This window comes from Nonomuraea sp. NPDC052634, assembly GCF_040678535.1.
Classification (GTDB): domain Bacteria; phylum Actinomycetota; class Actinomycetes; order Streptosporangiales; family Streptosporangiaceae; genus Nonomuraea; species Nonomuraea fastidiosa.
In genome coordinates this window covers 1,848,302-1,871,060 of the sequence record NZ_JBFATY010000001.1, presented here as the reverse complement: position 1 = coordinate 1,871,060, position 22,759 = coordinate 1,848,302, and the positions used below count along the sequence as shown (strand labels likewise).

22 protein-coding genes and 1 riboswitch are annotated in these 22,759 nt (G+C 72.6%); of the genes, 21 read left to right on the top strand and 1 reads right to left on the bottom strand.

What is annotated here, in order from left to right; genetic code table 11:
- Nucleotides 1-12: 12 nt before the first annotated feature.
- From def to AB0K67_RS08310, 16 genes are all read left to right on the top strand, one after another.
- Nucleotides 13-561: a peptide deformylase gene (gene def, locus AB0K67_RS08385; RefSeq protein ID WP_364054937.1), complete on the top strand. Its 549-nt coding sequence runs from the start codon at nucleotides 13-15 to the stop codon at nucleotides 559-561.
- A gap of 4 nt (nucleotides 562-565) precedes the next feature.
- Complete coding sequence (gene fmt / locus AB0K67_RS08380) at nucleotides 566-1,492, top strand: methionyl-tRNA formyltransferase (RefSeq protein ID WP_364054934.1); 927 nt, start codon at nucleotides 566-568, stop codon at nucleotides 1,490-1,492.
- A 169-nt stretch (nucleotides 1,493-1,661) separates the two neighbouring features.
- On the top strand, nucleotides 1,662-3,374 hold the full coding sequence (locus AB0K67_RS08375; RefSeq protein ID WP_364054931.1) for a transcription antitermination factor NusB: 1,713 nt from the start codon (nucleotides 1,662-1,664) through the stop codon (nucleotides 3,372-3,374).
- A 408-nt stretch (nucleotides 3,375-3,782) separates the two neighbouring features.
- Nucleotides 3,783-4,808 carry a phosphatase PAP2 family protein gene (locus AB0K67_RS08370; RefSeq protein ID WP_364054928.1) on the top strand — a complete coding sequence of 342 codons (1,026 nt, stop codon included), beginning with the start codon at nucleotides 3,783-3,785 and terminating at the stop codon, nucleotides 4,806-4,808.
- A gap of 12 nt (nucleotides 4,809-4,820) precedes the next feature.
- The gene (gene rpe, locus AB0K67_RS08365) at nucleotides 4,821-5,483 is read left to right on the top strand and encodes a ribulose-phosphate 3-epimerase (RefSeq protein WP_364054925.1); all 663 of its coding nucleotides are present in this window, start codon (nucleotides 4,821-4,823) and stop codon (nucleotides 5,481-5,483) included.
- Between the two features lie 123 nt (nucleotides 5,484-5,606).
- Nucleotides 5,607-6,416, top strand: coding sequence for an oxygenase MpaB family protein (locus AB0K67_RS08360; RefSeq protein WP_364054922.1), 810 nt, complete (start codon nucleotides 5,607-5,609; stop codon nucleotides 6,414-6,416).
- Between the two features lie 333 nt (nucleotides 6,417-6,749).
- A riboswitch (FMN riboswitch) is annotated at nucleotides 6,750-6,880 on the top strand.
- Between the two features lie 112 nt (nucleotides 6,881-6,992).
- Nucleotides 6,993-8,126, top strand: a complete 1,134-nt coding sequence (gene ribD / locus AB0K67_RS08355) for a bifunctional diaminohydroxyphosphoribosylaminopyrimidine deaminase/5-amino-6-(5-phosphoribosylamino)uracil reductase RibD (RefSeq protein ID WP_364054919.1) — start codon at nucleotides 6,993-6,995, stop codon at nucleotides 8,124-8,126.
- Complete coding sequence (locus tag AB0K67_RS08350; protein ID WP_364054916.1) at nucleotides 8,127-8,717, top strand: riboflavin synthase; 591 nt, start codon at nucleotides 8,127-8,129, stop codon at nucleotides 8,715-8,717.
- Entirely contained in the window at nucleotides 8,714-9,400 is a 687-nt protein-coding gene (locus tag AB0K67_RS08345; protein WP_364054913.1) for a nicotinamide mononucleotide transporter family protein, read from the top strand. The genes AB0K67_RS08350 and AB0K67_RS08345 overlap by 4 nt, the downstream gene beginning before the upstream one ends.
- Nucleotides 9,397-10,614, top strand: a complete 1,218-nt coding sequence (locus AB0K67_RS08340; protein ID WP_364054910.1) for a bifunctional 3,4-dihydroxy-2-butanone-4-phosphate synthase/GTP cyclohydrolase II — start codon at nucleotides 9,397-9,399, stop codon at nucleotides 10,612-10,614. The genes AB0K67_RS08345 and AB0K67_RS08340 overlap by 4 nt, the downstream gene beginning before the upstream one ends.
- Nucleotides 10,611-11,099, top strand: coding sequence for a 6,7-dimethyl-8-ribityllumazine synthase (gene ribH, locus AB0K67_RS08335; RefSeq protein WP_364054906.1), 489 nt, complete (start codon nucleotides 10,611-10,613; stop codon nucleotides 11,097-11,099). Before AB0K67_RS08340 ends, ribH begins: the two co-directional genes overlap by 4 nt.
- Before the next feature lie 9 nt (nucleotides 11,100-11,108).
- On the top strand, nucleotides 11,109-11,564 hold the full coding sequence (locus AB0K67_RS08330) for a PH domain-containing protein (protein ID WP_364054903.1): 456 nt from the start codon (nucleotides 11,109-11,111) through the stop codon (nucleotides 11,562-11,564).
- A gap of 134 nt (nucleotides 11,565-11,698) precedes the next feature.
- The gene (locus tag AB0K67_RS08325; RefSeq protein ID WP_364054900.1) at nucleotides 11,699-12,619 is read left to right on the top strand and encodes a MoxR family ATPase; all 921 of its coding nucleotides are present in this window, start codon (nucleotides 11,699-11,701) and stop codon (nucleotides 12,617-12,619) included.
- Nucleotides 12,612-13,694 carry a VWA domain-containing protein gene (locus tag AB0K67_RS08320; RefSeq protein ID WP_364054897.1) on the top strand — a complete coding sequence of 361 codons (1,083 nt, stop codon included), beginning with the start codon at nucleotides 12,612-12,614 and terminating at the stop codon, nucleotides 13,692-13,694. Before AB0K67_RS08325 ends, AB0K67_RS08320 begins: the two co-directional genes overlap by 8 nt.
- Nucleotides 13,687-14,790, top strand: a complete 1,104-nt coding sequence (locus tag AB0K67_RS08315; protein ID WP_364054894.1) for an XdhC/CoxI family protein — start codon at nucleotides 13,687-13,689, stop codon at nucleotides 14,788-14,790. Before AB0K67_RS08320 ends, AB0K67_RS08315 begins: the two co-directional genes overlap by 8 nt.
- Nucleotides 14,791-14,801: 11 nt before the next feature.
- Nucleotides 14,802-15,356, top strand: coding sequence for a nucleotidyltransferase family protein (locus AB0K67_RS08310; protein WP_364057503.1), 555 nt, complete (start codon nucleotides 14,802-14,804; stop codon nucleotides 15,354-15,356).
- Nucleotides 15,357-15,412: 56 nt separating this feature from the next.
- Here the strand turns inward: AB0K67_RS08310 and AB0K67_RS08305 are convergent, their stop codons facing one another.
- The gene (locus AB0K67_RS08305; protein ID WP_364054891.1) at nucleotides 15,413-16,300 is read right to left on the bottom strand and encodes an endonuclease/exonuclease/phosphatase family protein; all 888 of its coding nucleotides are present in this window, start codon (nucleotides 16,298-16,300) and stop codon (nucleotides 15,413-15,415) included.
- A 91-nt stretch (nucleotides 16,301-16,391) separates the two neighbouring features.
- Between AB0K67_RS08305 and AB0K67_RS08300 the strand changes: the two genes are divergently transcribed.
- The 5 genes from AB0K67_RS08300 (at nucleotide 16,392) to efp (ending at nucleotide 22,758) form a co-directional block, all read left to right on the top strand.
- Entirely contained in the window at nucleotides 16,392-17,432 is a 1,041-nt protein-coding gene (locus AB0K67_RS08300) for an LLM class F420-dependent oxidoreductase (protein WP_364054888.1), read from the top strand.
- A 216-nt stretch (nucleotides 17,433-17,648) separates the two neighbouring features.
- Complete coding sequence (locus AB0K67_RS08295; protein WP_364054886.1) at nucleotides 17,649-18,929, top strand: dicarboxylate/amino acid:cation symporter; 1,281 nt, start codon at nucleotides 17,649-17,651, stop codon at nucleotides 18,927-18,929.
- A 169-nt stretch (nucleotides 18,930-19,098) separates the two neighbouring features.
- A complete protein-coding gene (locus tag AB0K67_RS08290) occupies nucleotides 19,099-20,760 on the top strand; it encodes a serine/threonine-protein kinase (protein ID WP_364054884.1) in 1,662 nt (553 codons plus the stop codon).
- Between the two features lie 349 nt (nucleotides 20,761-21,109).
- Nucleotides 21,110-22,171, top strand: coding sequence for an aminopeptidase P family protein (locus AB0K67_RS08285; protein WP_364054882.1), 1,062 nt, complete (start codon nucleotides 21,110-21,112; stop codon nucleotides 22,169-22,171).
- Nucleotides 22,172-22,197: 26 nt separating this feature from the next.
- A complete protein-coding gene (efp, locus tag AB0K67_RS08280) occupies nucleotides 22,198-22,758 on the top strand; it encodes an elongation factor P (RefSeq protein ID WP_364054879.1) in 561 nt (186 codons plus the stop codon).
- Nucleotide 22,759 lies beyond the last annotated feature (1 nt).

The following is a 22,759-nucleotide window of genomic DNA, read 5'->3' as shown; positions in this document are numbered from 1 at the left end:
GGAGTGACCCCCTTGGCGATCCAGCCCATCAGGCTGTTCGGAGATCCGGTGCTGCGCACCCCGGCGGCCCCGGTCGTCGACTTCGACAAGGAGCTGCGCAAGCTGGTCAAAGACCTGACCGACACGATGATGGACGCCCCGGGCGCGGGCCTGGCCGCCCCTCAGATCGGCGTGGGGCTGCGGGTGTTCACCTACTACGTCGACGAGCAGCTCGGCCACCTCGTCAACCCCGACCTCGACCTGTCGTCCGAGATCGACGAGGAGGGCGAGGAGGGCTGCCTGTCCTTCCCCGGCCTGTCGTTCCCCACCCCGCGGGCGGTGCGCGCCGTGGCCAAGGGCTTCAACATGTACGGCGAGCCCGTCGTGCTCGAGGGCACCGACATGATGGCGCGCTGCTTCCAGCACGAGACCGACCACCTCGACGGCATCCTGTTCATCGACCGCATGGACCCCAAGCAGCGCAAGCTCGCCATGAAGGCCGTGCGCGAGGCCGAGTGGAGCGGCCTTGCCGCGCCCGTGGTCAAGTTCTCGCCCCACGCCACCCGCGGAAAGGCACTCTGACAGCATGCGTCTGGTCTTCGCGGGCACACCCGAGACGGCACTCCCGTCGCTGCGCACCCTGATCGACTCGCCCCGGCACGACGTCGTCGCGGTCGTCACCCGCCCCGACGCGCAGTCGGGCCGGGGGCGCAAGGTCCACCCCTCCCCGGTCGCGGAGCTCGCGGAGGAGGCGGGCATCGAGGTGCTGCGCCCGCAGAAGGCCGGCGACCCGGAGTTCCTCGACCGGCTGCGCGCGCTGGAGCCCGACTGCTGCCCCGTCGTCGCCTACGGCGCGCTGCTCCCGCAGAGCGCGCTCGACATCCCCAGGCACGGCTGGGTCAACCTGCACTTTTCGATCCTGCCCGCCTGGCGCGGCGCGGCCCCCGTCCAGCACGCCATCCTCCACGGCGACGAGATCGGCGGGGCCAGCACGTTCCAGATCGTCAAGGAGCTCGACGCCGGGCCCGTCTACGGCGTCGTCACCGAGGAGATCCGCCCCACCGACACCAGCGGCGCGCTGCTCGATCGGCTCGCGGTCTCCGGGGCCGGGCTGCTCGCCGCCACCCTCGACGGCATCGAGGACGGCACGCTCGAGCCGCGCCCCCAGCCCGCCGACGGCGTCACCATCGCACCCAAGATCACGGTGGCCGACGCACGCATCGACTGGACCAAGCCCGCCATGCACGTCGACCGGCTGATCCGCGCCTGCACGCCCAACCCCGGCGCGTGGACCGAGTTCCGCGGCCTGCGCATCAAGATCGGGCCGGTGCGCCCGGCGCCCGGCGAACGGCTCGCCCCCGGCGAGCTGGCCGCCACCAAGGCCCGCGTGCTCGTCGGCACCGCCACCGACGCGGTCGAGCTGGGCGAGGTGCAGCCGCAGGGCAAGCGGCTGATGACGGCGGGGGAGTGGGCCCGCGGGGTGCGCCTCGAGGGCAAGGAGACCTTTCAGTGACACGGGGCCGGCGGTCCGCGCGGTGGCCGGGCCGCCCGGGTGACGTGCCGGGTGCCTGCCGAAACGGCGCGTGGGACGCTCGCCGGAGTGACGCGCGGGGCACTGACCGGAGTGGCGCGTGGAGCGCTCGCCGGGCCGGCGTGCCTGGCGCTAGTGAGGGTTCGTGGGCATGAAGACCAGGGGGCACCAAGGGACCGGCTCGGGCGGCGGCAACCGTACGCGCAAGCCGCGCAGGCCGGCGCGCGATCCGGCCCGCAACGCCGCCTACGACGTCGTACGAGCCGTCGACGAGCGCGACGCGTACGCCAACCTGCTGCTGCCGCGCCTGCTGCGCGAGCGCGGCATCAAGGGTCGTGACGCGGCGCTCGCCACCGAGCTGGCCTACGGCACGCTGCGCGGGCTCGGCACGTACGACGCGATCATCGAGATGTGCAGCGACCGCGCGCCCGACCCCGACGTGCGCGACGCGCTGCGCATCGGCGCGCACCAACTCCTGCGCATGCGCGTGCCGCCGCACGCGGCCGTCGGCACCACCGTCGATCTCGTACGGCTGCGCATCGGCGCGGGAGCCGCGAAGTTCGTCAACGCGGTGCTGCGCAAGATCGGCTCGAGGACGCTCGACGAGTGGCTGCCCATCGTCGCCCCCGACCCGGCCGACGACCCGGTCGGCCACCTCGCCATCGCCTACGGCCATCCCCGGTGGATCGTCTCGGCTTTCCGCGACGCGCTCGGCGCGCCAGGCGAGATGCCCGATCTGCTTGAGGCCGACAACGCCCGCCCGCTGGTGACCCTGGTCGCCCGTCCCGGGCGGTCGTCGGTGGAGGAGCTGGAGGCCGCGGGCGCCCTGCCGGGGCGATACTCGCCGTACGCGGCGTACCTGCGCGAAGGCGACCCCGGCGGCATCGACGCGGTCGCCGAGACGCGCGCCGCCGTCCAGGACGAGGCCAGCCAGCTCGTCGCGCTCGCCCTGACCCGGGTGCCCGTGGAGGGCGACGGCGAGGAGCTGTGGCTCGACATGTGCGCCGGGCCCGGCGGCAAGGCGGGTCTCCTCGACGCCATCGCCACCCACGGCGACCTCGCCGGTCTGGCCGAAGAGGCACGGGTTCGTGCCGGGACGTCGGCCGGCAAGCCTGCCGCGTCGTCGGGTGGCGCGTCGGTCGGGGAGCCTGATGTGGCACGTGGCTCGGTCCCGGGCGCTGTGACGGGTGGGGAGCCGTCCGGGGCGAGGGACGCGGCGGCTGGTGGCGCGCCTGGCGGGACGCCTGGTGCGGTCTCAGGCGCTGTGACGGGTGAGGAGCCGTCCGGGGCGCGGGATGTGGCGGCCGGTGGCGCGCCTGGCGCGGCGCGGGGCCGGTCCGGGGGAGTGGCCTTTCCCGGTGGGGCTCGGTTGCTGGCCGCCGACGTGCAGCAGCATCGGGCCAGGCTCGTCCGCGAGACGACCAAGGACGCCTCGGTGATCACCGCCGACGGCACCGAGCCCGCGTGGCGGCCCGGCGTGTTCGACCGCGTGATGCTCGACGCCCCCTGCACCGGGCTCGGGGCGCTGCGGCGGCGGCCCGAGGCGCGGTGGCGGCGCGACCCCGCCGGCATCGCCGAGCTGGGCAAGCTACAGCGGCGGCTGCTCGCCACCGCGCTCGACGCGGTGCGGCCAGGGGGCGTGGTCGCATATGTGACGTGCTCGCCGCACCTCGCCGAGACCCGGGTCGTGGTCGGCGACCTCCTGGCACAGCGCGATGACGTCGAGCAGCTCGACGCCCGCGACTACCTGCCCGAAGTCGAAGGGCTCGGCGACGGCCCGCACGTCCAGTTCTGGCCGCATCGGCACGGCACCGACGCCATGTTCCTGGCCCTGCTCCGCAAGAAGCCCGCCCAGCCCGCCTGACCCACCTGCCGGCCCGCCGGATGCGCCCACCTCCCGGCCGGATCCGTGCCCTCAGCCTGCCATTCGGCCGGATCCGTGCGCCCAGCCTGCCGGGTCCGTGCGTCTGCTTGTTCGAGGGGTCGTTCGGGCACGTGCGTCCGCGGGGTCACGTTCACGGGCGCAAGCGCCTGGTTCCTCAGGGCCGGGCGATGCTCGGGGTTCTGGCGGGCCGCCCCCGAAGGCTCGGCGTCTGCGGACGCGTCCGGGGTCGAAGGCCGCCCTGGCTCGCTGTGCGTGGCAGGGGTTCTTCGCGGAGGCCGTTCTGATCGGGGCGTGTTTCCGGGGCGGCGCGGGGCAGGGGGTCGGGCGATGCGGCCGGGTGGTGAGTGGGGTGGCATGTGGGGGCGGAGGTGTGCTCCGATCGGCGGCGTGGACTTCCTCGATGATCTTCACCTGGCGGAACTCGCGCCTATCGCCTGGCTTCAGAGCTGGCCCGACGCCGTCAGGCCGATCATGGAGCTCATCTCGTTCTTCGGCACGAACGCGTTCTTCCTGCTCGTCCTCCCCATCCTGTACTGGTGCGTCAACCCGGCGCTCGCGCTGCGCCTCGGGCTCACCGTGCTGGCGGCCGCCGGGACGAACGCGGTCGGCAAGCTCGCCTTCCACCAGCCGAGGCCGTACTGGACCGACCCGCAGATCCACGCGTTCGCGGCCGAGCGGAGCTTCGGGCTGCCGTCGGGGCACGCGCAGACCGGCACCGCCGCTCTGGGGCGGCTGGCGGTGGCGGCGGCGCGGCCGTGGGCGTGGTGGGCGGCGGGGGCCGGGGTCGCGCTGGTGTGCCTGAGCCGGGTCTATCTCGGCGTGCACTTCATCTCCGACGTGGTGGCGGGCGTGGCGCTCGGGGCCGCCGTCCTGGTGCTCGTCGTACGGCTGGAACGCCCGGCGACGGCGTGGTGGCGGCGGCAGGCGCTGTGGGCGCAGCTCGGCCTCTCCTTGGCGGTGTCCGGGGTACTGCCGGTGGCGGCGGTGCTGGCCGCGCTGCCGTACGGGGACTGGGTCGTGCCGCCCGCCTGGAGCGCGGCCGGGGAGATCGATCCCGAGAGCATGGACACCGTCGTCCTGATGTCCGGAGTGCTGTTCGGCACGCTGGCGGGGACGTCGGTAATGTACCGGATCGGGTGGTTCGACCCGGGCGGCCCGCTCAGGCTGCGGATCGGGCGGTGGGTGCTCGGCACGGGGGTGGCGGTGCTCATCTGGTACGCCGAGCGCGAAGTGCTGCCCGAGGCCGAGGTGTCCACCTACCTGGCGTACGCGGTGCTGGCGTTGTGGGTGCAACTGGGGGCGCCGGTGCTGTTCATCCGGCTGAGACTGATGGAGCCCGCGGGCAGGGCACGCGGCGCGGAGACCGTGGAGGCACGGGGCGGCGCGGGCGGAGAGCACGGGCGGGGTCATTAGACTTGGCGCATCATGGCCGTACAGATCTCGCCCAGCATCCTCGCCGCCGACTTCGCCAGGCTCGCCGATGAGGCCGCCGCGGTGCCCAACGCCGACTGGCTGCACGTCGACGTCATGGACTACCACTTCGTGCCCAACCTGACGCTCGGGCTGCCCGTGGTCGAGGCGCTGCGCAAGGCGACCGACAAGCCGCTCGACTGCCACCTGATGATCGCCGACCCCGACCGCTGGGCGCCGCGGTACGCGGAGGCCGGGGCGGGCAGCGTGACCATCCACGCGGAGGCGGCCAAGGCGCCCATCCGTACGCTGCGGGAGATCCGGGCCCTGGGCGCCCGCGCCGGGCTGGCGCTCAACCCCGCGACGCCCGTCGAGCCGTACGAAGACCTCCTCGAGGAGGTCGACATGCTCCTGCTGATGACCGTCGAGCCGGGGTTCGGCGGGCAGAAGTTCCTCGAGATGGTGCTGCCGAAGGTGCGCAGGGCGCGCGAGATGGTCTCGCGGCACGGCGGCCGGGTGTGGCTGCAGGTCGACGGGGGAATCGACGAGGACACGATCGGCCGGTGCGCCGAGGCGGGGGCCGACGTGTTCGTGGCGGGCAGTGCCGTCTACGGCGCCTCCGACCCGGTGGAGGCGATCGACAAGCTCCGCGCCGCCGCCGACCGAGCCATCTCGTGATCCGGTTGCGCCTGCCACTGGCTCTTCCGGTCCTCCTCCGGGTACGTGGGGTTCCGCAGCGTCGTGCGGTCTCCGGAGTTGCGGGTGACATGAAATATCCGTCATCAGGGTAACTATTCACTTATGACCGACTATGGGATCTTCGGGCCCCGCTCGGTGACATGGCGGGTGATGGGGGAGCCGATCCTGCTCGTCGGCGGCTTCCGTGCGCTGCTCATGCAGGGGCTGCACCCCAGGGCGATGCGCGGGGTGCTGCAGAACTCCGCGCTCATGGACCCGCACGAGGCATGGTCCCGGTTCGTACGGACGACCGAGTTCGTCCGCGTGCGTACGTACGGCACCCATGAGGAGGTCGAGCGGGCCGGCCGCCGGGTGCGCAAGATCCACGCCGGCCTGACCGCCTATGACCCGGACACCGGCGAGACGTACCGGCTCGACGAGCCCGCCGCGCTGCGCTGGGTGCACGTGGGCGAGGTCGATTCGTACCTGTCGGTCGCCCGCAGGGCCGGGGTGCGGCTGACGGATGCCGAGGCGGACGCGTTCGTCGCGGAGTGGCGGCGGGCCGCCGAGGTGGTGGGCCTGTCGGCCGACGAGGTGCCCGGGTCGGTGGCGGAGCTGCGCGACTACATCGAGGCCGAGCGTCCGCATCTGCGGTTCGTGCCCGAGGCGTCCCATCCGCTGCGCATGTCGCTGAACGCCCCGCTCCCGCTGCTGCTGACGCCGCTCAAGCCGGTGATGCCCGCGCTGACCCTGCTCGCCTTCGCCACGCTGCCGCGCTGGGCCAGACGCCTGTACGGCCTGCCCGCCACGCCGGTCGGCGACCTGTGGGCCACGGCGACGCTGCGCACCCTGCACACCGGGATCGGGCTGGTCCCCGGGCACGTCCTGCACAGCCCGGCGGCACGCCGCGCCCGCCGGCTCATGGCCGCCTGAGCCGAACCCCCATGGCCCCTGAGCCGAACCCCTCATGGCTGCCCGAGCCGAACCCCCCATGGCCGCCCGAGCCGGACGCCGCCGTCCGATCCGGCGGTACACGACCGCATGCGGGCTCGTCTGATCCGGCGGTGCGCGAGCGCATGCGGGCTTGCCGGATCCGGCGGTGCGCGTGCGCAGGCTCGCGCGTGTCGTCCGATGGCCGCTGCATCGCGCTCCGCTCCCACCGCCCTGACCAGCTCGTTCGCCCTTCACAAACGAGCGCTTGGTCAAAAGTGGAGGGGTGGTCGCGTGCTTTGCGAAGGACGTGGCAGACTGGTAGCGAAAGAGAGCTAGCGTGCTCCGGGGTCGGTGAAAGTCCGAACCGGCGGTGAAAGTCCGCGACCCGGCCGATGCCATCGGCCGGTTGACCCGGTGGAACTCCGGGACCGACGGTTAAAGTCCGGATGGGAGGAAGCGCGCGAGGCGTCCGGTGTCCCCACCGGCCGCCTGCCGAGGACGTATGGCATGCGTCCCGGCGAAAAGATCCCCCGGGGCCCGCCGTGGCTTGGAGCTACTGGCGAGTAGGAGACCCGGGTGGAGATACCCGAGCAGGACGTCGCGCACATGGCGCGCGCCGTCGAACTGGCCGGTCGTGGACACGGCAGCACCACCCCCAACCCCGTCGTCGGCTGCGTCGTGCTCGATGCCGCAGGGCAGGTCGCGGGCGAGGGCTATCACGCGTACGCGGGCGGGCCGCACGCCGAGGTCGTCGCCCTGGCACAGGCGGGGGAGCGGGCGCGGGGCGGCACCGCGTACGTGACGCTCGAACCCTGCGACCACACCGGACGCACAGGCCCGTGCAGCCGGGCGCTGCTGGACGCGGGCGTGGCCCGCGTCGTGATCGCGGTGTCCGACCCCAACCCCACGGCCGCGGGAGGCGCGGCGCGGCTGCGCGCCCACGGCGTGTCCGTCACCACAGGAGTGCTGACCGAGGCCGCCGAGCGGGTCAACGAGGAGTGGCTGACCTTCATGCGCCTCGGCCGCTCCCACGTCACCTGGAAGTTCGCCGCCACCCTCGACGGCAGATCCGCCGCCGAGGACGGCACCAGCAAGTGGATCACCTCGCCCGAGGCGCGCGCCGACGTGCACCGCATGCGGGCCGCCTCCGACGCCATCGTGGCCGGCATCGGCACGGTGCTGGTCGACGACCCCCGCCTCACCGCCCGCCCCGGAGGTGAGAAGCCGGCGCGGGCGCCCGTACGCGTGGTCGTGGACCCCGACGCGAGGACGCCCGCGACGGCGCGCGTCCTCGACGACGAGGCGCCCACGCTGATCGCGGTGGCCGACGACGTGGACACCGGCCTCAAGGCCGACCTGCTGCGGCTGCCCCGCCACGACGCCGGGCTCGACCTGCGCGCCCTGCTGGCGGAGCTGGCCGCCCGGCAGCTCGTGAGCGTGTTCCTGGAGGGCGGCCCGGCGCTGGCCGGGTCGTTCGTCAAGGAAGGGCTGGTCGATCGCGTGGTGGCGTACGTGGCGCCCGCGCTGCTCGGCTCCGGCAAGGCGGCGCTGGGTGCGGCCGGTGTGGGCACGATCGGCGAGCTCCACCGCCTCAGATTCGACGACGTCACGGTGATCGGACCGGACGTACGGCTCATCGCACGACCCGTCCACCCCTCGACCCCGCGAGAAACCCGGCCGGCAGGCCCGCAACCAGGCAGGGAGCAGTGAATGTTCACCGGAATCATTGAGGAAAAGGGCGAAGTCACCGCCATCGAGCGCGCGGGCGGCGGCGCCCTGCTGTCGGTACGCGGCCCGCTCGTCACCTCCGACGCGGGGCACGGCGACTCGATCGCGGTCAACGGCGTCTGCCTGACCGTCGTCGAGGTCGACGGCGACGTGTTCACCGTCGACGTGATCAAGGAGTCGCTCGACCGCAGCTCCCTGGGCGGCCTCACCGAGGGCTCGGCGGTCAACCTCGAACGCGCCGTACGCGCCGACCAGCGCCTCGGCGGCCACATCGTGCAGGGCCACGTGGACGGCACCGCCGTGCTGCTGTCCAGGCAGCCCGGCGAGAGCTGGGACGACCTGCGCTTCTCGCTGCCTCCGGCGCTCAGCCCGTACGTCGCCGAGAAGGGCTCGATCGCGATCGACGGAATCAGCCTGACGGTCACCACGGTTGACGACGAAAGCTTCGGCGTGAGCCTCATCCCCACCACGCTCAAGCTGACGACCATGGGCGAACGCCAGGTGGGTGACGTGGTGAACATCGAGGTCGACGTGATCGCCAAGTATGTGGAGAGGCTGGTGGGCAGGAAGTGAGCTGGGCCGAGGCCGGATTCGAGATATTCGGCGCGCACGTGATGTGGACCGACCTGGTGGGCAACATCGCCGCCCTGGCCACGGTCCTGCTGGCGATACGCAAGTCGATGTGGACGTGGCCGGTGCAGTTCACCGGCGCGGTGCTGCTGCTCATCGCCTCGATCAGCGCCCACATCACCGGCAACGCGCTCAAGCAGGCGCTGTTCGCCGGTCTGGCGATCTACGGCTGGTGGGCCTGGCGGCGCGGCACCCAGAACGGCAGGGACCTGGCGGTCCGGCCGGCGCAATGGTGGGAGCGTGTGCTGCTGATCGGCGGCATGCTGGTGGGCACCGTCGTGATCGGGCTGCTGTTCTGGGTCACGGGCCTGTCGTGGGGCGCGCACGTGCCGCCGCCCGCCGGTGTGTTCCTGGTGCTCGCCGACGCCTACATCTTCGTCGGCAGTGCGATGGCGACCTGGGCGCAGGGCCGGGCGCTGGTGGACTTCTGGATCGTGTGGGTGGCGGTGGACCTGGTCGGGGTGCCGCTGGCGTTCAGCTCGGGGCTGGTGGTCTCGGGCGCCGTCTACGGGATCTTCTTCGTCCTGGTGCTCATCGGGTTCGTCAAGTGGCTGCGTGAGTACCGCGCCGCCGCGCCGGGTGCGCCGGTGGCCGGGGAAGTGGCGGCCGAGGGAGTGGCCCGATGAGCGACATCACGCTCGACCCGATCGAGCGCGCGATCGAGGACATCCGCAACGGCAAGCCGGTCATCGTGGTGGACGACGAGAACCGCGAGAACGAGGGCGACCTCATCTTCGCCGCCTCCAAGGCCACGCCGGAGCTGTGCACGTTCACCATCAGGCACACCAGCGGCATGATCTGCGTGGCCATGGAGGGCAAGGAGCTCGACCGGCTCGGCCTGCCGCTCATGGTCGTGCACAACACCGAGCGCATGCGCACGGCGTACACGATCACGGTGGACGCCCGCGACGGCGTCACCACCGGCATCTCGGCGGCCGACCGCGCCACCACCATCCGCACGCTCGCCGACCCGGCCACCGGGCCGGACGAGCTCGTACGCCCCGGCCACGTCTTCCCGCTGCGCTACCGCGAGGGCGGCGTGCTGGCCAGGCGCGGCCACACCGAGGCGGCGGTCGATCTCGCCAGGCTGGCCGGGCTGCGTCCCGCCGGGGCGCTGGCCGAGGTGGTCAACGACGACGGCACCATGGCCAGGCTGCCCGAGCTGCGCCGCTTCGCCGACGAGCACGACCTCGCGCTGGTCTCGATCGAGCAGCTCGTCGATCACCGGCGGCGGGTCGAGAGCATGGTCACCAGGGTCGCCGAGACGCGGCTGCCGAACGCGTACGGGATGTGGCGGGCGTACGGCTACGCCGGCGCACTCGACGGCGGCGAGCACGTCGCGCTCGTCTACGGTGACCTGAACGGCGGCGAGAACGTCCTGGTCAGGGCCCACTCCGAGTGCCTGACCGGCGACGTGCTCGGCTCGCTGCGCTGCGACTGCGGCGTGCAGCTCGACAACGCCATGGCGGCCATCGCCCGCGAGGGCCGGGGTGTGATCGTCTACCTGCGCGGGCACGAAGGCAGGGGGATCGGGCTGCTGGCCAAGCTCAAGGCGTACAGCCTGCAGGACGCCGGCAGCGACACCGTCGACGCCAACGTCGAGCTGGGGCTGCCGGTCGACGCGCGGGAGTTCTCCGACGCCGGGCAGATCCTGGCCGACCTGGGGGTCAAGTCCGTACGGCTGCTGACCAACAACCCGGCCAAGCTCAAGGGCCTGGACGGCTACGGCGTCAAGGTCATCGGCAGGGAGCCGATGCCGGTGGCCATGAACCCTTACAACGAGCGCTATCTCAGGGCCAAGCGGGAGCGGCTCGGCCACGACATCTCGGAGGCGTCATGAGCGGTGAAGGACGGCCGGTCGCGAGCGCGCCCGACGCGGCGGGGCTGACGGTGGGCGTGGTGGCGGCGAGCTGGCACGCCGAGATCACCGACCAGCTCCTGGCGCGGGCGTTGCGGGCCTGCGACGACAGCGGCGCGAGCGCGACCGTGGTGCGGGTGCCGGGGTCGCTGGAGATCCCGGTGGTCGCGCAGGCGCTGGCGCGCCGCCACGACGCGGTGGTGGCGCTGGGCGCGGTGATCCGCGGCGAGACCGCGCACTTCGACTACGTCTGCGACTCGGTGACCTCCGGCCTGACCAGGGTCTCGCTCGACGAGGAGACACCGGTCGGCAACGGCGTGCTCACCTGCGAGACGGTGGAGCAGGCACTCGACCGTTCCGGCCTGCCGGGCAGCAAGGAGGACAAGGGGTACGAGTCGGCCGTCGCCGCACTCGAGACCGCCTTGCTGCTGCGGCGGCTGCGCGTTCCCGAGGCGCAGCTGCGGTAGGTTTCCCTCGTGTCAGAGCCCGTGTCCCCTCCGCCCCTGCCCGTCACCTGGCGTCCGCGCCGGGCCCGCGTCGTCGCCTACGGCTTCGCCGCGCTGATCGTGGTGGGGGCGGTGGTGATGGCAGTGCTCATCGCGCCGCCGTTCCAGATCGCCGACCGGGTGGCGATCGTGGTGTTCGGGTGCGCGGTGGCGTACGTGCTGCACCTGCTCGGCCGGGTCAGGGTCGAGGCCGACGAGGAGGGCATCACGATCGTCAACGCCGTGCGCACCCACCGCTACACCTGGCCCGAGGTCATCGACGTGACGCTGCTGGTCGGCGAGCCGTGGCCGCGCATCGACTTCTCCGACGGCCGCACCATCGGCGCGATGGGCATCCAGGGCTCGGAGAAGGCCCGCGCCCGCCGCGCCACGGCCGAGCTGGCGGCGCTGATCAAAGAGCGCGGCGAGGCGCACGAGGAGCGCTGAGACGCGGGCGGAGCCTTGACAGCGGCCCGGACGCCGTTGAGGGCCGCCGGCCCGGACGCGCCGCGAGGAGCGCTGAGACGCGCCGCAGGCGGCAGGGCATCGCCTGCGGCGCGGTCGCGACGTAGCCTGAAGGCGTGCTGCGGCGGACAATCAGGGCGACGGACATCAAGTCGCCGGACGAGCTGATCGAGCTTCTCGACCGGCACGCCTACCTGGCCGACGAGGGGCTGGCCACGGCCGCCTTCCTGGCCCTGCGCATGGGGCGGCCGCTGTTCCTCGAAGGCGAGGCGGGGGTCGGCAAGACCGAGCTGGCCAAGACGCTGGCCGCCCTGCTGGACGCGCCGCTGATCAGGCTGCAGTGCTACGAGGGCCTGGACGCCGCACAGGCGCTCTACGACTGGGACTTCGCCCGCCAGCTGCTCCACCTCAAGGCCGCGGAGGCCGCCGGGATCACCGACGTCGGCAGGCTGGAGGGCGAGATCTACGACCGGCGCTTCCTCATCGCCAGGCCGCTGCTGAAGGCCATCGAGACGCAGCCGAGCGTGCTGCTGGTCGACGAGATCGACCGCGCCGACGACGAGTTCGAGGCGTTCCTGCTCGAGGTGCTCTCCGACTTCACGATCTCCATCCCCGAGCTGGGCACGGTGAAGGCCGGGACGCCGCCGGTGGTCGTGGTGACCTCCAACCGCACCCGCGAGGTGCACGACGCGCTCAAGCGGCGCTGCCTCTACCACTGGCTCGAACACCCGAGCTTCGAGCGCGAGGTCGCCATCCTGCGCCGCCGCCTGCCCTCCTGCACCGAGAAGCTGGCCGAGCAGGTCGCCGCGGCGGCCGGCCGGCTGCGCCAGGCCGACCTGGTCAAACCGCCGGGCGTGGCCGAGACGCTCGACTGGACGGAGGCGCTGCTGACGCTGGGCGCCGAAGAGCTCGACCCCGGGCGGGCCGCCGCCACGCTCGGCGCGGCGCTGAAGTACCGGGAGGACGTCGCGGCCGTGCTCGGCAACGGCCTGCTCGACCAGGCGCTGAAGGCGAACGGGCGGTCCGGCCGTGCGTGAGCCCGCCGCCCTCATGACGGGGTTCGCGCGGACGCTGCGCGCCGCGGGCGTCGCGGCCGACCACGAACGCACCCAGAACCTGCTCAGGGCACTCGACCACCTCGACGTGACCGACGCGGCCGCCGTCTACTGGGCCGGGCGGCTGACGCTCTGCGCGGGGCCCGACGACCTGCCCCGCTACGACCGCTGCTTCGCCGCGTACTTCGGCGGGCACAGGGCGACGCCGGCCCGTACGGCGATCACGACCGTCACCCGCCACCTGGCCGAGCGCGACGGCGGCGACGAGGGCGAAGGTGAAGGGGACGACGAGACCCCGGCACCGGCCGGGGCGAGCAGGATCGAGGTGCTGCGGCACCGCGACGTCGCCAGGCTGACCGAGGCCGAACGCGCCGAGGTGCACCGCATGCTCGCCATGCTCAGGTGCGGCCGGGCCAGGCGCCGCTCCCGCCGGTTCGAGCCCGCCCACCAGGGCAGGCTCGACCAGCGCCGCACCATCCGCGACGCGCTCAGGAAGGGCGACGTGGCCAGGCTGCGCCGCCGCAGGCACACCACCAGGCCGCGCCCCGTCGTGCTGTTCGTGGACGTCAGCGGCTCCATGGCCCCGTACGCCGAGACGCTGCTGCGCTTCGCCCACGCGCTGGTCAGGAGCGAGCCCAGGGCCACGCGGGTCTTCTCGGTCGGCACCCGGCTCACCCCGATCACCGCCGAGCTGCGACACCGCGACCCCGGCACGGCGCTCGCCGAGGTGTCCAAGGCCATCCCCGACTGGAGCGGCGGCACCAGGCTCGGCGAGGAGCTGAAGGAGTTCCTCGGCCGTTACAGCGCCAGGGGTGCGATCGCGGTGATCGCCTCTGACGGGTGGGAGCGCGGCGATCCCGAGCTGCTGGGCACCCAGATGGGGCGGCTCGCCCGGCAGGCGTACCGGGTGATCTGGGTCAACCCGCACAAGGGTTACGACGACTACCAGCCGCTCACCGGCGGCATGCGGGCCGCCCTGCCCCATCTCGACGACCTGGTGGCCGGGCACAGCCTGGCCGCGTTCGAGCGACTCAGCGAAAGGCTCGCGCATGCGTGACGTGCTGCCGGAGATCATGAAGTGGTGGCGGTCCGGGGAGAAGTTCGGGCTGGCCACCGTGGTGGGCACCTGGAGCAGCGCCCCCAGACCGCCGGGCGCGGCCATGGCGGTGCGCGGTGACGAGGTGGTCGGCAGCGTCTCCGGCGGCTGCGTGGAGGGCGCGGTCTTCGAGCTGGCCTCCGAGGCCGAGGAGCCGGTGCTGCAGCGGTACGGCGTCAGCGACGACGACGCGTTCTCCGTCGGGCTGACCTGCGGCGGCATCATCGACATCCTCGTCGAGCCGGTCTCGCGGGAGACCTTCCCCGAGCTGGGCGAGATCGCCGCGGCGGTGGAGGAGCGCCGCCCGGTCGCGGTGGCCACCGTCGTCTCCGGCCCCGGCGAAGTGGGCGCCCGCCGGGTCATCTGGCCCGACCGCGCGAGCGGCAGCCTCGGCCTCGAACGGCTCGACGCGGCCGTGGACGACGACGCCCGCGGCATGCTCGCCCAAGGGCTGACCGGTCTGCGCCGCTACGGCGGGCAGGGGGAGCGGCGGCTCGACGACCTCGCGGTGTTCGTGCAGTCGTTCGCGCCGACGCCGCGGATGCTGGTGTTCGGCGCCATCGACTTCGCCGCCGCCGTGGCCAGGATCGGCAAGTTCCTCGGCTACCACGTCACGGTGTGCGACGCGCGGCCGGTCTTCGCCACCTCCAAGCGCTTCCCCGACGCCGACGAGGTCGTCGTCAAGTGGCCGCACGACTACCTGTCGTCGGTGGAGGTCGACGAGCGCACGGTGATCTGCGTGCTGACCCACGACCCCAAGTTCGACGTGCCGCTGCTGGAGGTGGCGCTGCGCACCGACGCCGGGTACGTCGGCGCCATGGGCTCGCGCCGCACCCACGAGGACCGCTTGGCGCGGCTGCGCGAGTCGGGGCTCACCGAGGACGAGCTGGCCAGGCTGCGCTCGCCCATCGGGCTCGACCTCGGCGCGCGCACCCCGGAGGAGACCGCCGTGTCCATCGCCGCCGAGCTGATCCAGATGCGCTGGGGCGGCTCAGGCCGCCCGCTGTCCACCACCGGCGGCCGCATCCACCACGACATGCGGCACGAGACGCCGTGAAGGACGCGAGAGTGGCCGGGCTGCTGCTGGCCGCGGGCGAGGGCGCGCGGCTGGGGCGGCCCAAGGCGCTGGTCGAGTACGCCGGCGAGCGGCTGGTGGATCGGGGCGTGCGGCTGCTGGCCGAGGGCGGCTGCCATCCCGTCGTCGTCGTGCTGGGCGCGGCCACGGTGCAGGTGCGCGGCGCGGTGACCGTGCGCAACCCCGACTGGTCTTCTGGCATGGGCTCGTCGCTGCGCGCCGGGCTGGCCGCCCTGCCCGAGCAGGCGGAGGCGGTGGTGGTCGCGCTGGTGGACCAGCCGCTGATCGGGCCGGGCGCGGTGCGCGCGCTGATCGGCTCGGGGGCGGAGCTGGCGGTCGCCACGTACGGCGGGCGGCGCCGCAACCCGGTGCTCATCGGCCGTGCGCACTTCGCCGGGGTGGCGGAGCTGGCCGTCGGCGATGTGGGGGCGCGGCCGTACTTGAAGGCGCATCCCGAGCTGGTCACCGAGGTGCCGTGCGACGAGCACGGCGACCCCGCCGACATCGACACCCCCGCCGACCTCGACCGGCTGCTGCCCCGCGCTTGACGGGCGCGGCCGGTGTGCTTGAGAGGCGCGGGACGGAAGCTCGAGAGGAGCGGTCGTCAGAAGCGCAGCCAGGCGATCGCGGCCCGGTGGTCGCTGCCGGTGGCCGGCGCCACGCCTGCCTTGGTGGCCGTCATGCCGCGATAGAGGATGTGGTCGGGCCTGGTCACCGGGAAGCTCGCCGGCCAGGTGAACCCGAACCCGTCGCCCGCCTCGCTCTGCGCGTCGATCAGCGGCGGCGTGAGGCCCCGCATGCCGCGGTCGGTGGTGGCGGTGTTGAGGTCGCCGAGCAGGATGATGCGCTTGCTCGGGTCGGCGTCGATCAGCTCGCGCGCCTTGGCCAGCGAGGCGTCGCGCGAGGTGGTGTGGCCCGGCCTGGCCGATGCGAGGTGCATGACGTACACGGTGACCTTGCCCTTGGGCGTGGTGACGACGGCGCGCAGGGCGCGCGGCCAGCCCATGCCGACGTCGAGCGGCTTGGTCTCGCTCAGCGGGTAGCGGCTCCACAGCCCGACCGTGCTGACCGGGTAGTGGTACTTGAACATCTTGTTGAGCTGCTTGGCCGCCGGGCCGCCGCGGGTCAGCTCCTGCGCGGCCAGCAGGTCGAGGTCCTTGGCGATGGTGCGTACGGCCTCGCCGGAGGCGTTGTTGCGCACCCCCACGTTGACGGTGCCGACGGCCAGATCGCTGGGGCCGCCGGGAGGCGTCTGCAGCAGGGTGGAGCCGAACATCGCGGCCCAGACCGCCCCGGGCAGCAGCGCGGCCAGCACGGCGCCGGTGGAGCGTGCCAGCGCGGCGGCCGTAAGCAGCAGCGGCACCGCCAGGCCCGTCCACGGCAGCAGGCTCTCCAGGATCGGCGTGAACCCTCCGAGCGCGGGGATCAGCCGGTGACCCGCCAAAGTCGCGGAAACCGCGACGGAGACGACGATGACGACCCGCTTCAGCACCCGAACCAGGCTAGCGGCTCCTGCGAGAGGCACCGTCGCGATACCATGGTGCCGACTCAACAGAACATCATTCGGTCGGTGGGAGCCCTGAATGCGCATCGGTATGGCACTCAACTACGCGGGCGGCTTCAAGGAGTCGGTGGCCGAGCTGGCCGACTACGAGAAGGCCGGGCTGGACATCGTCTTCGTGGCCGAGGCCTACTCGTTCGACGCCGTCAGCCAGATGGGCTACATCGCGGCCAAGACCGAGCGGCTGCAGATCGCCTCGGGCATCCTGCCGATCTACTCGCGCACGCCGACGCTGCTCGCCATGACGGCCGCCGGGCTCGACTACGTCTCCGACGGGCGGTTCACGCTGGGCCTCGGCGCGTCGGGGCCGCAGGTGATCGAGGGCTTCCACGGGGTGCCGTACACCGCGCCGCTCGGGCGTACGCGGGAGGTCATCGAGATCTGCCGCCAGGTCTGGAAGCGCGAGCGCGTCCAGTACGAGGGCCGCCACTACACCGTGCCGCTCCCGCCCGGCCAGGGCACCGGCCTGGGCAAGCCCCTGAAGATCATCAATCACCCCGTACGGTCCCGCATCCCCATCATGGTGGCCGCCATCGGCCCCAAGAACGTCCAGCTGGCCGCCGAGCTGGCCGAGGGCTGGGAGCCGATCTTCTACATGCCCGAGAAGGCCGCCGACGTCTGGGGCGCCGCGCTGGCCGCGGGCAAGGCCGAGCGCGACCCCGAGCTGGGCGAGCTCGACGTCGTCGCGCACGCCACGCTGGCGATCGGCGACGACGTGGCCGGGCTGCGCGAGTTCGGCCGCCCGATGGCCGCCCTCTACATCGGCGGCATGGGCGCCAAGGGCCGCAACTTCTACAACGACCTGGCCAGGCGCTACGGCTACGAGAAGGAGGCCGAGCAGATCCAGGACCTCTACCTGGAGGGCAAGAAGGACGAGGCCGCCGCACTGGTGCCGGCCGAGCTGCTGGAGAAGACCTCGCTGATCGGCAGCGAGGGCTTCGTGCGCGACCGCGTCCAGGCGCTGAAGGAGTCGGGCGTGACGACGCTCAACGTGGCGCCCATCGCGTCCACGCACGAGGAGCGGGTCCGCCTCATCGAGCAGATCAAGGAAATTGTTGCGTAGATCACACTAGGTGGGGGAATTTCCGGCATTCTCCGTTGGTTGTGCCGGGCTGTGAGGTTTTCCGTGGTGATCGTGTGGCTCATCGAGCGGCTGCACATCGATCTGTGCCGGCTGCACGCATCGCTCTGTAGCTGACGCCCCTTCCCGTCAACTGTCGAACAACATCCTCACTCCCGGCATGCCACAAGCATGCCCGCAACGCGAAGGCATCCCCCCGTGAAGAGATTCTCCTTCTCACTCCAACTGCTGCTCGGTCTCGTCGTCGGCATAGCCCTGGGCTTCGTCGCCAAGATCTGGGACGTCACCTGGCTCGCCGAGACGCTCACCAAGGTCGGCTCGATCTTCGTCCAGCTCCTGAAGCTCGCCGTACCGCCGCTGGTCTTCACCGCCGTGCTGGTCAGCGTCGCGAACCTGCGCAACGTCAACGGCGCCGCCAGGCTCGCCACCAAGACGCTGGTCTGGTTCCTGATCACCGCGGCGATCTCGGTGGCGCTGGCCATCGGGCTCGGTCTGATCATCAACCCGGGCCAGGGCGTCACGCTCGACACCGGCTCGGCCAAGGCGCCCGAGCACACCGGCACCTGGCTCGACTTCGTCACCGGCATCCTGCCCACGAACATCGTCACCGCCTTCACCGACGTGGAGGTCCTCCAGATCGTCTTCCTGGGCGTCGTGCTCGGCGCGGCCGCCCTGGCCGTCGGCGAGAAGGCAGAGCCGTTCCTCAACCTCGCGCGTTCCGTCCTTGAGCTGGTGCAGAAGGCGCTGTGGTGGGTCATCCGCCTGGCCCCCATCGGCACCGCGGGCCTGATCGGCAAGGCCGTCGCCACGTACGGATGGGACCTGCTCGCGCCGCTGGCCAAGTTCAGTGCCGGCGTCTACGCCGGCTGCTTCCTGGTGCTGCTGGCCGTCTACCCGACGCTGCTGGCCGTCTGGGGCAAGGTCAACCCCCTGCGCTTCTACCGCAACGCCTGGCCGGCGATCGAGCTGGCGTTCGTCTCCCGCTCCTCGGTCGGCACGCTGCCGCTGACGCAGCGGGTCTCCGTCGAGCGCAACGGCGTGGACGCCGACTACGCCTCGTTCGCCGTGCCGTTCGGCGCGACCACCAAGATGGACGGCTGCGCCTCCGTCTACCCGGCGCTCGCCGCGATCTTCGTGGCCCAGGTGTTCGGCATCCCGCTCGGGGTGGGCGACTACCTGCTCATCGCGTTCGTCTCCGTGGTCGGCTCGGCCGCCACGGCGGGCCTGACCGGCGCGACCGTCATGCTGACGCTCACGCTCAGCACGCTGGGGCTTCCGCTTGAGGGCGTCGGCCTGCTGCTGGCCATCGACCCGATCCTCGACATGATCCGCACCGCCACCAACGTGACCGGCCAGATGGTCGTCCCGGTGCTGGTGGCGCGGTCGGAGGGCCGCCTCGACACGGCCGTGTTCGACGCGCCGCCGCAGCCGCTCGACCAGCCGCGCGCGGCCCGCGTGGCGGAGCCGGCGACGGCCTGAGGTTCTTCGCGAAGGGGGCGGGGCACACCCGCCCCCTGTTTTTTGTGCCCGTACGTTTCCGCCGCCCGTACGCCGTCCGGCCGCGTGTACGCGAAGCGGCCGGGGCCGTGGGGGCCTAAGGTAAGTCGGAACTCCTGAAAATTCCGGAATCCGAGTATTTGGCGGGGATATGTCCGACGCGGAGCGCGAACCCTCCTTGATCGCCGGCCGCTACCGGCTCGACGAACGCATCGGCAGCGGGCCGATGGGCGAAGTGTGGCGAGGGTACGACACGCGGGCCGACTGGGTCGTGGCCGTCAAGGTGCTCGGCGCGAGAGCGGCGGGCGCCGCCACCCGTGAGGTGCTCAGGCAGCACGCCCAGGCCGTCGCCAAGGTCATCCACCCCAACGTGGCCATGGTCCTGGACGTCGGCGAGCACGACGGGGCGCCGTTCCTCGTCATGGAGCACCTGACCGGGCTCAGCCTGGGCGAGGAACTGGCGGCGCGCGGCGGCCTGAGCATCGTCGAGGTGTGCGACCTCATCGGGCAGGCCGCCGCCGGGCTCGACGCCGCGCACCGGGCCGGCGTCGTGCACGGGCAGGTCGACCCCGACGCCTTCAGGATGGCCGCCAGCGGCGTGCTCAAGGTCGTCGGGTTCGGGATGGACGGGCGTGAGCCCGTACGCGGGAGCGGCCGTTACGCCGCGCCTGAGCGCGTTCCCGGGCAGCCCGCCGAGGCGCCGGGCGACATCTACGCGCTCGGCTGCGTCTGCTACGAGCTGCTGTGCGGCCGTCCTCCCTTCGAGGACGGCGCGCCCAGGGGCCAGGCCGCGCCGCCCAGCACCATCAGGGCCGAGGTGCCGCCCGAGCTCGACCGCCTGGTGCTCGCCATGCTCGACGAGGACCCGGCCAAGCGGCCTGCCAGCGGCGAGTACATCAGGCGTACGCTGGCCGCGATCGCCCGACCCAAGCCCGCCGCGCCGAACCAGACGGGCGCGTTCGGCGCCCCAGGGGCCGCAGGGGCCGCAGGGGCCGGTGGGGCCGGGGCTGCTGGGGGAGTGGGCGCACCCGGGAACGCCGTTCCTGGAGGCGCCGTTTCTGGAGGCGCCGTGCCTGGGGGCGCCGTGCCTGGGGGTGCTGTGCCGCAGACCGGGGCGTCGTTGCGCGGGGCCGGGTTCTCGCAGGGGCCAGGGCAGGGGCCGGGCGGCGCCACCGAGGTCTACCCCGTGCCGCCGCCGCGGGCCGGTGACACCGCCGTCTACCAGGCGGCCGATTTCGAGCCCGAAGCGCCGTCGGGATCGGTCAACCGCAAGCTGGTGCTGCAGCTCGGCATCGCCGTCGCGGTCATCGCGGCCGTGACCGTGGCCATGGTCATGATCGCGGGGCAGCGTGAGGAGCAGCCGCTCGCCGAGGCCACGCCGACCCCGAGCCCTTCCCTCACGACGCAGACGGAGCCCACCGAGCCGCCCGTCACCCCCACCGCCGACTCCACGCCGGAGGTCGTGACCACGATCGACGAAGAGGACATGACCGCCCTGCGGGAGATCGCCACGCCCAAGGCGACCCTCGGCAGGTCGGTCCCGGCCGGCGGGTACGAGACCTGGTTGCAGCGGTTCGACCAGGCGCTGATGGCGCAGGAGGCGATGGGCGGGATCGACCCGCACGTCGCCGGCAAGGCCCGCGAGAAGCTCAGGAAGGCCGCGAGGAAGCTCGGCGAGGGCCACCTGGACTCCACGCTCAACCACGTCGCGGGCGTCTACCGCGACCTGCTGCGGGCCCAGGAGAAGGGCCGCATGGAGCAGTCTGGCCCGGCATCCGACTTCATGCGCGACTGGAGCGTGCGCCTGCGCTGACCGCTTCGCGCGAGGAGACCGGAGCGTGCGCCTGCGCTGACCGCTTCGCGCGAGGACATCGCGGCGGCACGGGTGGCTGCCGGCGGCAAGGGCGACACGGTCGCGGGACGTCGGAGGGCGATGCGGTCGCACGGCGGCGGGGGCGATGCGGTCGCGGGGCGGCGGGGGCGATGCGGTCGCGGGGCGGCGGGGGCGATGCGGTCGCGGGGCGGCGGAGGTGATGCGGTCGTGCGGCGGCGCAGGCGCGCGGGACGCCGGCCGGCGCGGGAGGCATCCGCGCGGGACGGTCGCCGGCGTGGGCGGCATCGGGCGGTGCCCGCGTTCTGTCCGGAGCGCGTAGATTGGCGGGATGACCTTCGACTACGCGGCGCGGCGGGCGCGGCTGGCCGAGTCGCTGCCCGGCCACGGGGTCCGCGCCCTGCTGGTCACCTCGCCCGTCAACGTCCGCTACCTGACCGGCCTGGCCAGCTCCAACGCCGCCGTCCTGGTGAACGCCGACGGCACGGCGAGGCTGGCCACCGACAACCGCTACATCGGCGCGGCCCGCGAGCTGGACCTGCCCGTCGTGGAGGCCGGCGACGTCGCGGCCGCGCTGCTCGCGTCCGGCCCCGGTGACGGCCCAGGTGACAAGGTGGGCATCGAGGCGGCGGCCATGAGCGTGGCCACGTACCTGCGGCTGGGCGAGGGCCTCGTACCGCTCGAACAGGCCGTGGAACGCCTGCGCGCGGTCAAGGACGAGCAGGAGCTCGACCTCATCCGCACCGCCTGCGCGATCACCGATCAGGCGTTCGCCGACGTCACGCCCAGGATCGTCCCCGGCATGACCGAGCGCGAGCTGGCCCGCCTGCTGGAGCGGCGGATGGCCGAGCTGGGCGCCGACAAGCCCGCGTTCGACACGATCGTGGCGGCGGGGGAGAACGGCGCGATCCCGCACCACAGCCCCACCGACCGGGAGCTGCGCGCCGGGGACCTGGTCACGATGGACTTCGGGGCCCGCTACCACGGCTATCACGCCGACATGACGCGTACCGTCAGCCTGGGCCCGCCCGCCGGCTGGCAGCGCGAGCTGTACGATTTGGTGGCCGACGCCCAGCGGGCCGGGCGCCACGCCCTGGCCCCCGGCGCGGGAGCCCGGGAGGTGGACGCCGCCGCGCGGTCCGTCGTCGAACGCGCGGGCCACGGCGAGCACTTCAGGCACGGTCTCGGCCACGGCGTCGGCCTGGAGATCCACGAGGAGCCGTTCCTGGGCCCTTCGCGGACCGGTAAACTAGAGGATCGAGTTCCGATCACCGTCGAGCCAGGGGTCTATCTCCCAGGCCGGGGCGGGGTTCGCATCGAGGACACCCTCGTGACACGTGAGGGCGGGCCGGAACTCTTCACCAAGACGACCAAGGAGCTGCTCGTCCTTTAGAGCGGCCACACGCGGGAGAAGAACGAGTGGCGACGACCAACGACCTCAAGAACGGCATGGTGCTGAAGCTCGAGGGCGGTGAGCTCTGGAGCGTTGTCGAGTTCCAGCACGTCAAGCCGGGCAAGGGCGGCGCGTTCGTGCGCACGAAGCTCAAGAACGTCCTCTCCGGCAAAGTCGTCGACAAGACCTTCAACGCCGGGGTGAAGGTCGAGGTGGCCAACGTCGACAAGCGCGAGATGCAGTTCTCGTACAAGGACGGCGACGAGTTCGTGTTCATGGACACCGAGACCTACGACATGGTCAACGTGCCGGCCGCCACCGTCGGCACCGCCGCCAACTACATGCTGGAGAACACTCTGGCCACGGTCGCGTTCAACGAGGGCTCCGCGCTCTACGTCGAGCTGCCGGCCGCCGTCGAGCTGACCATCGCCAACACCGAGCCTGGTCTGCAGGGCGACCGCTCCACCGGCGGCACCAAGCCGGCCACGCTGGAGACCGGCGCCGAGATCAAGGTGCCGCTCTTCATCACCACCGGCGAAAAGGTCAAGGTAGACACCCGTAGCGGCGAGTACCTCGGCCGGGCCTGAG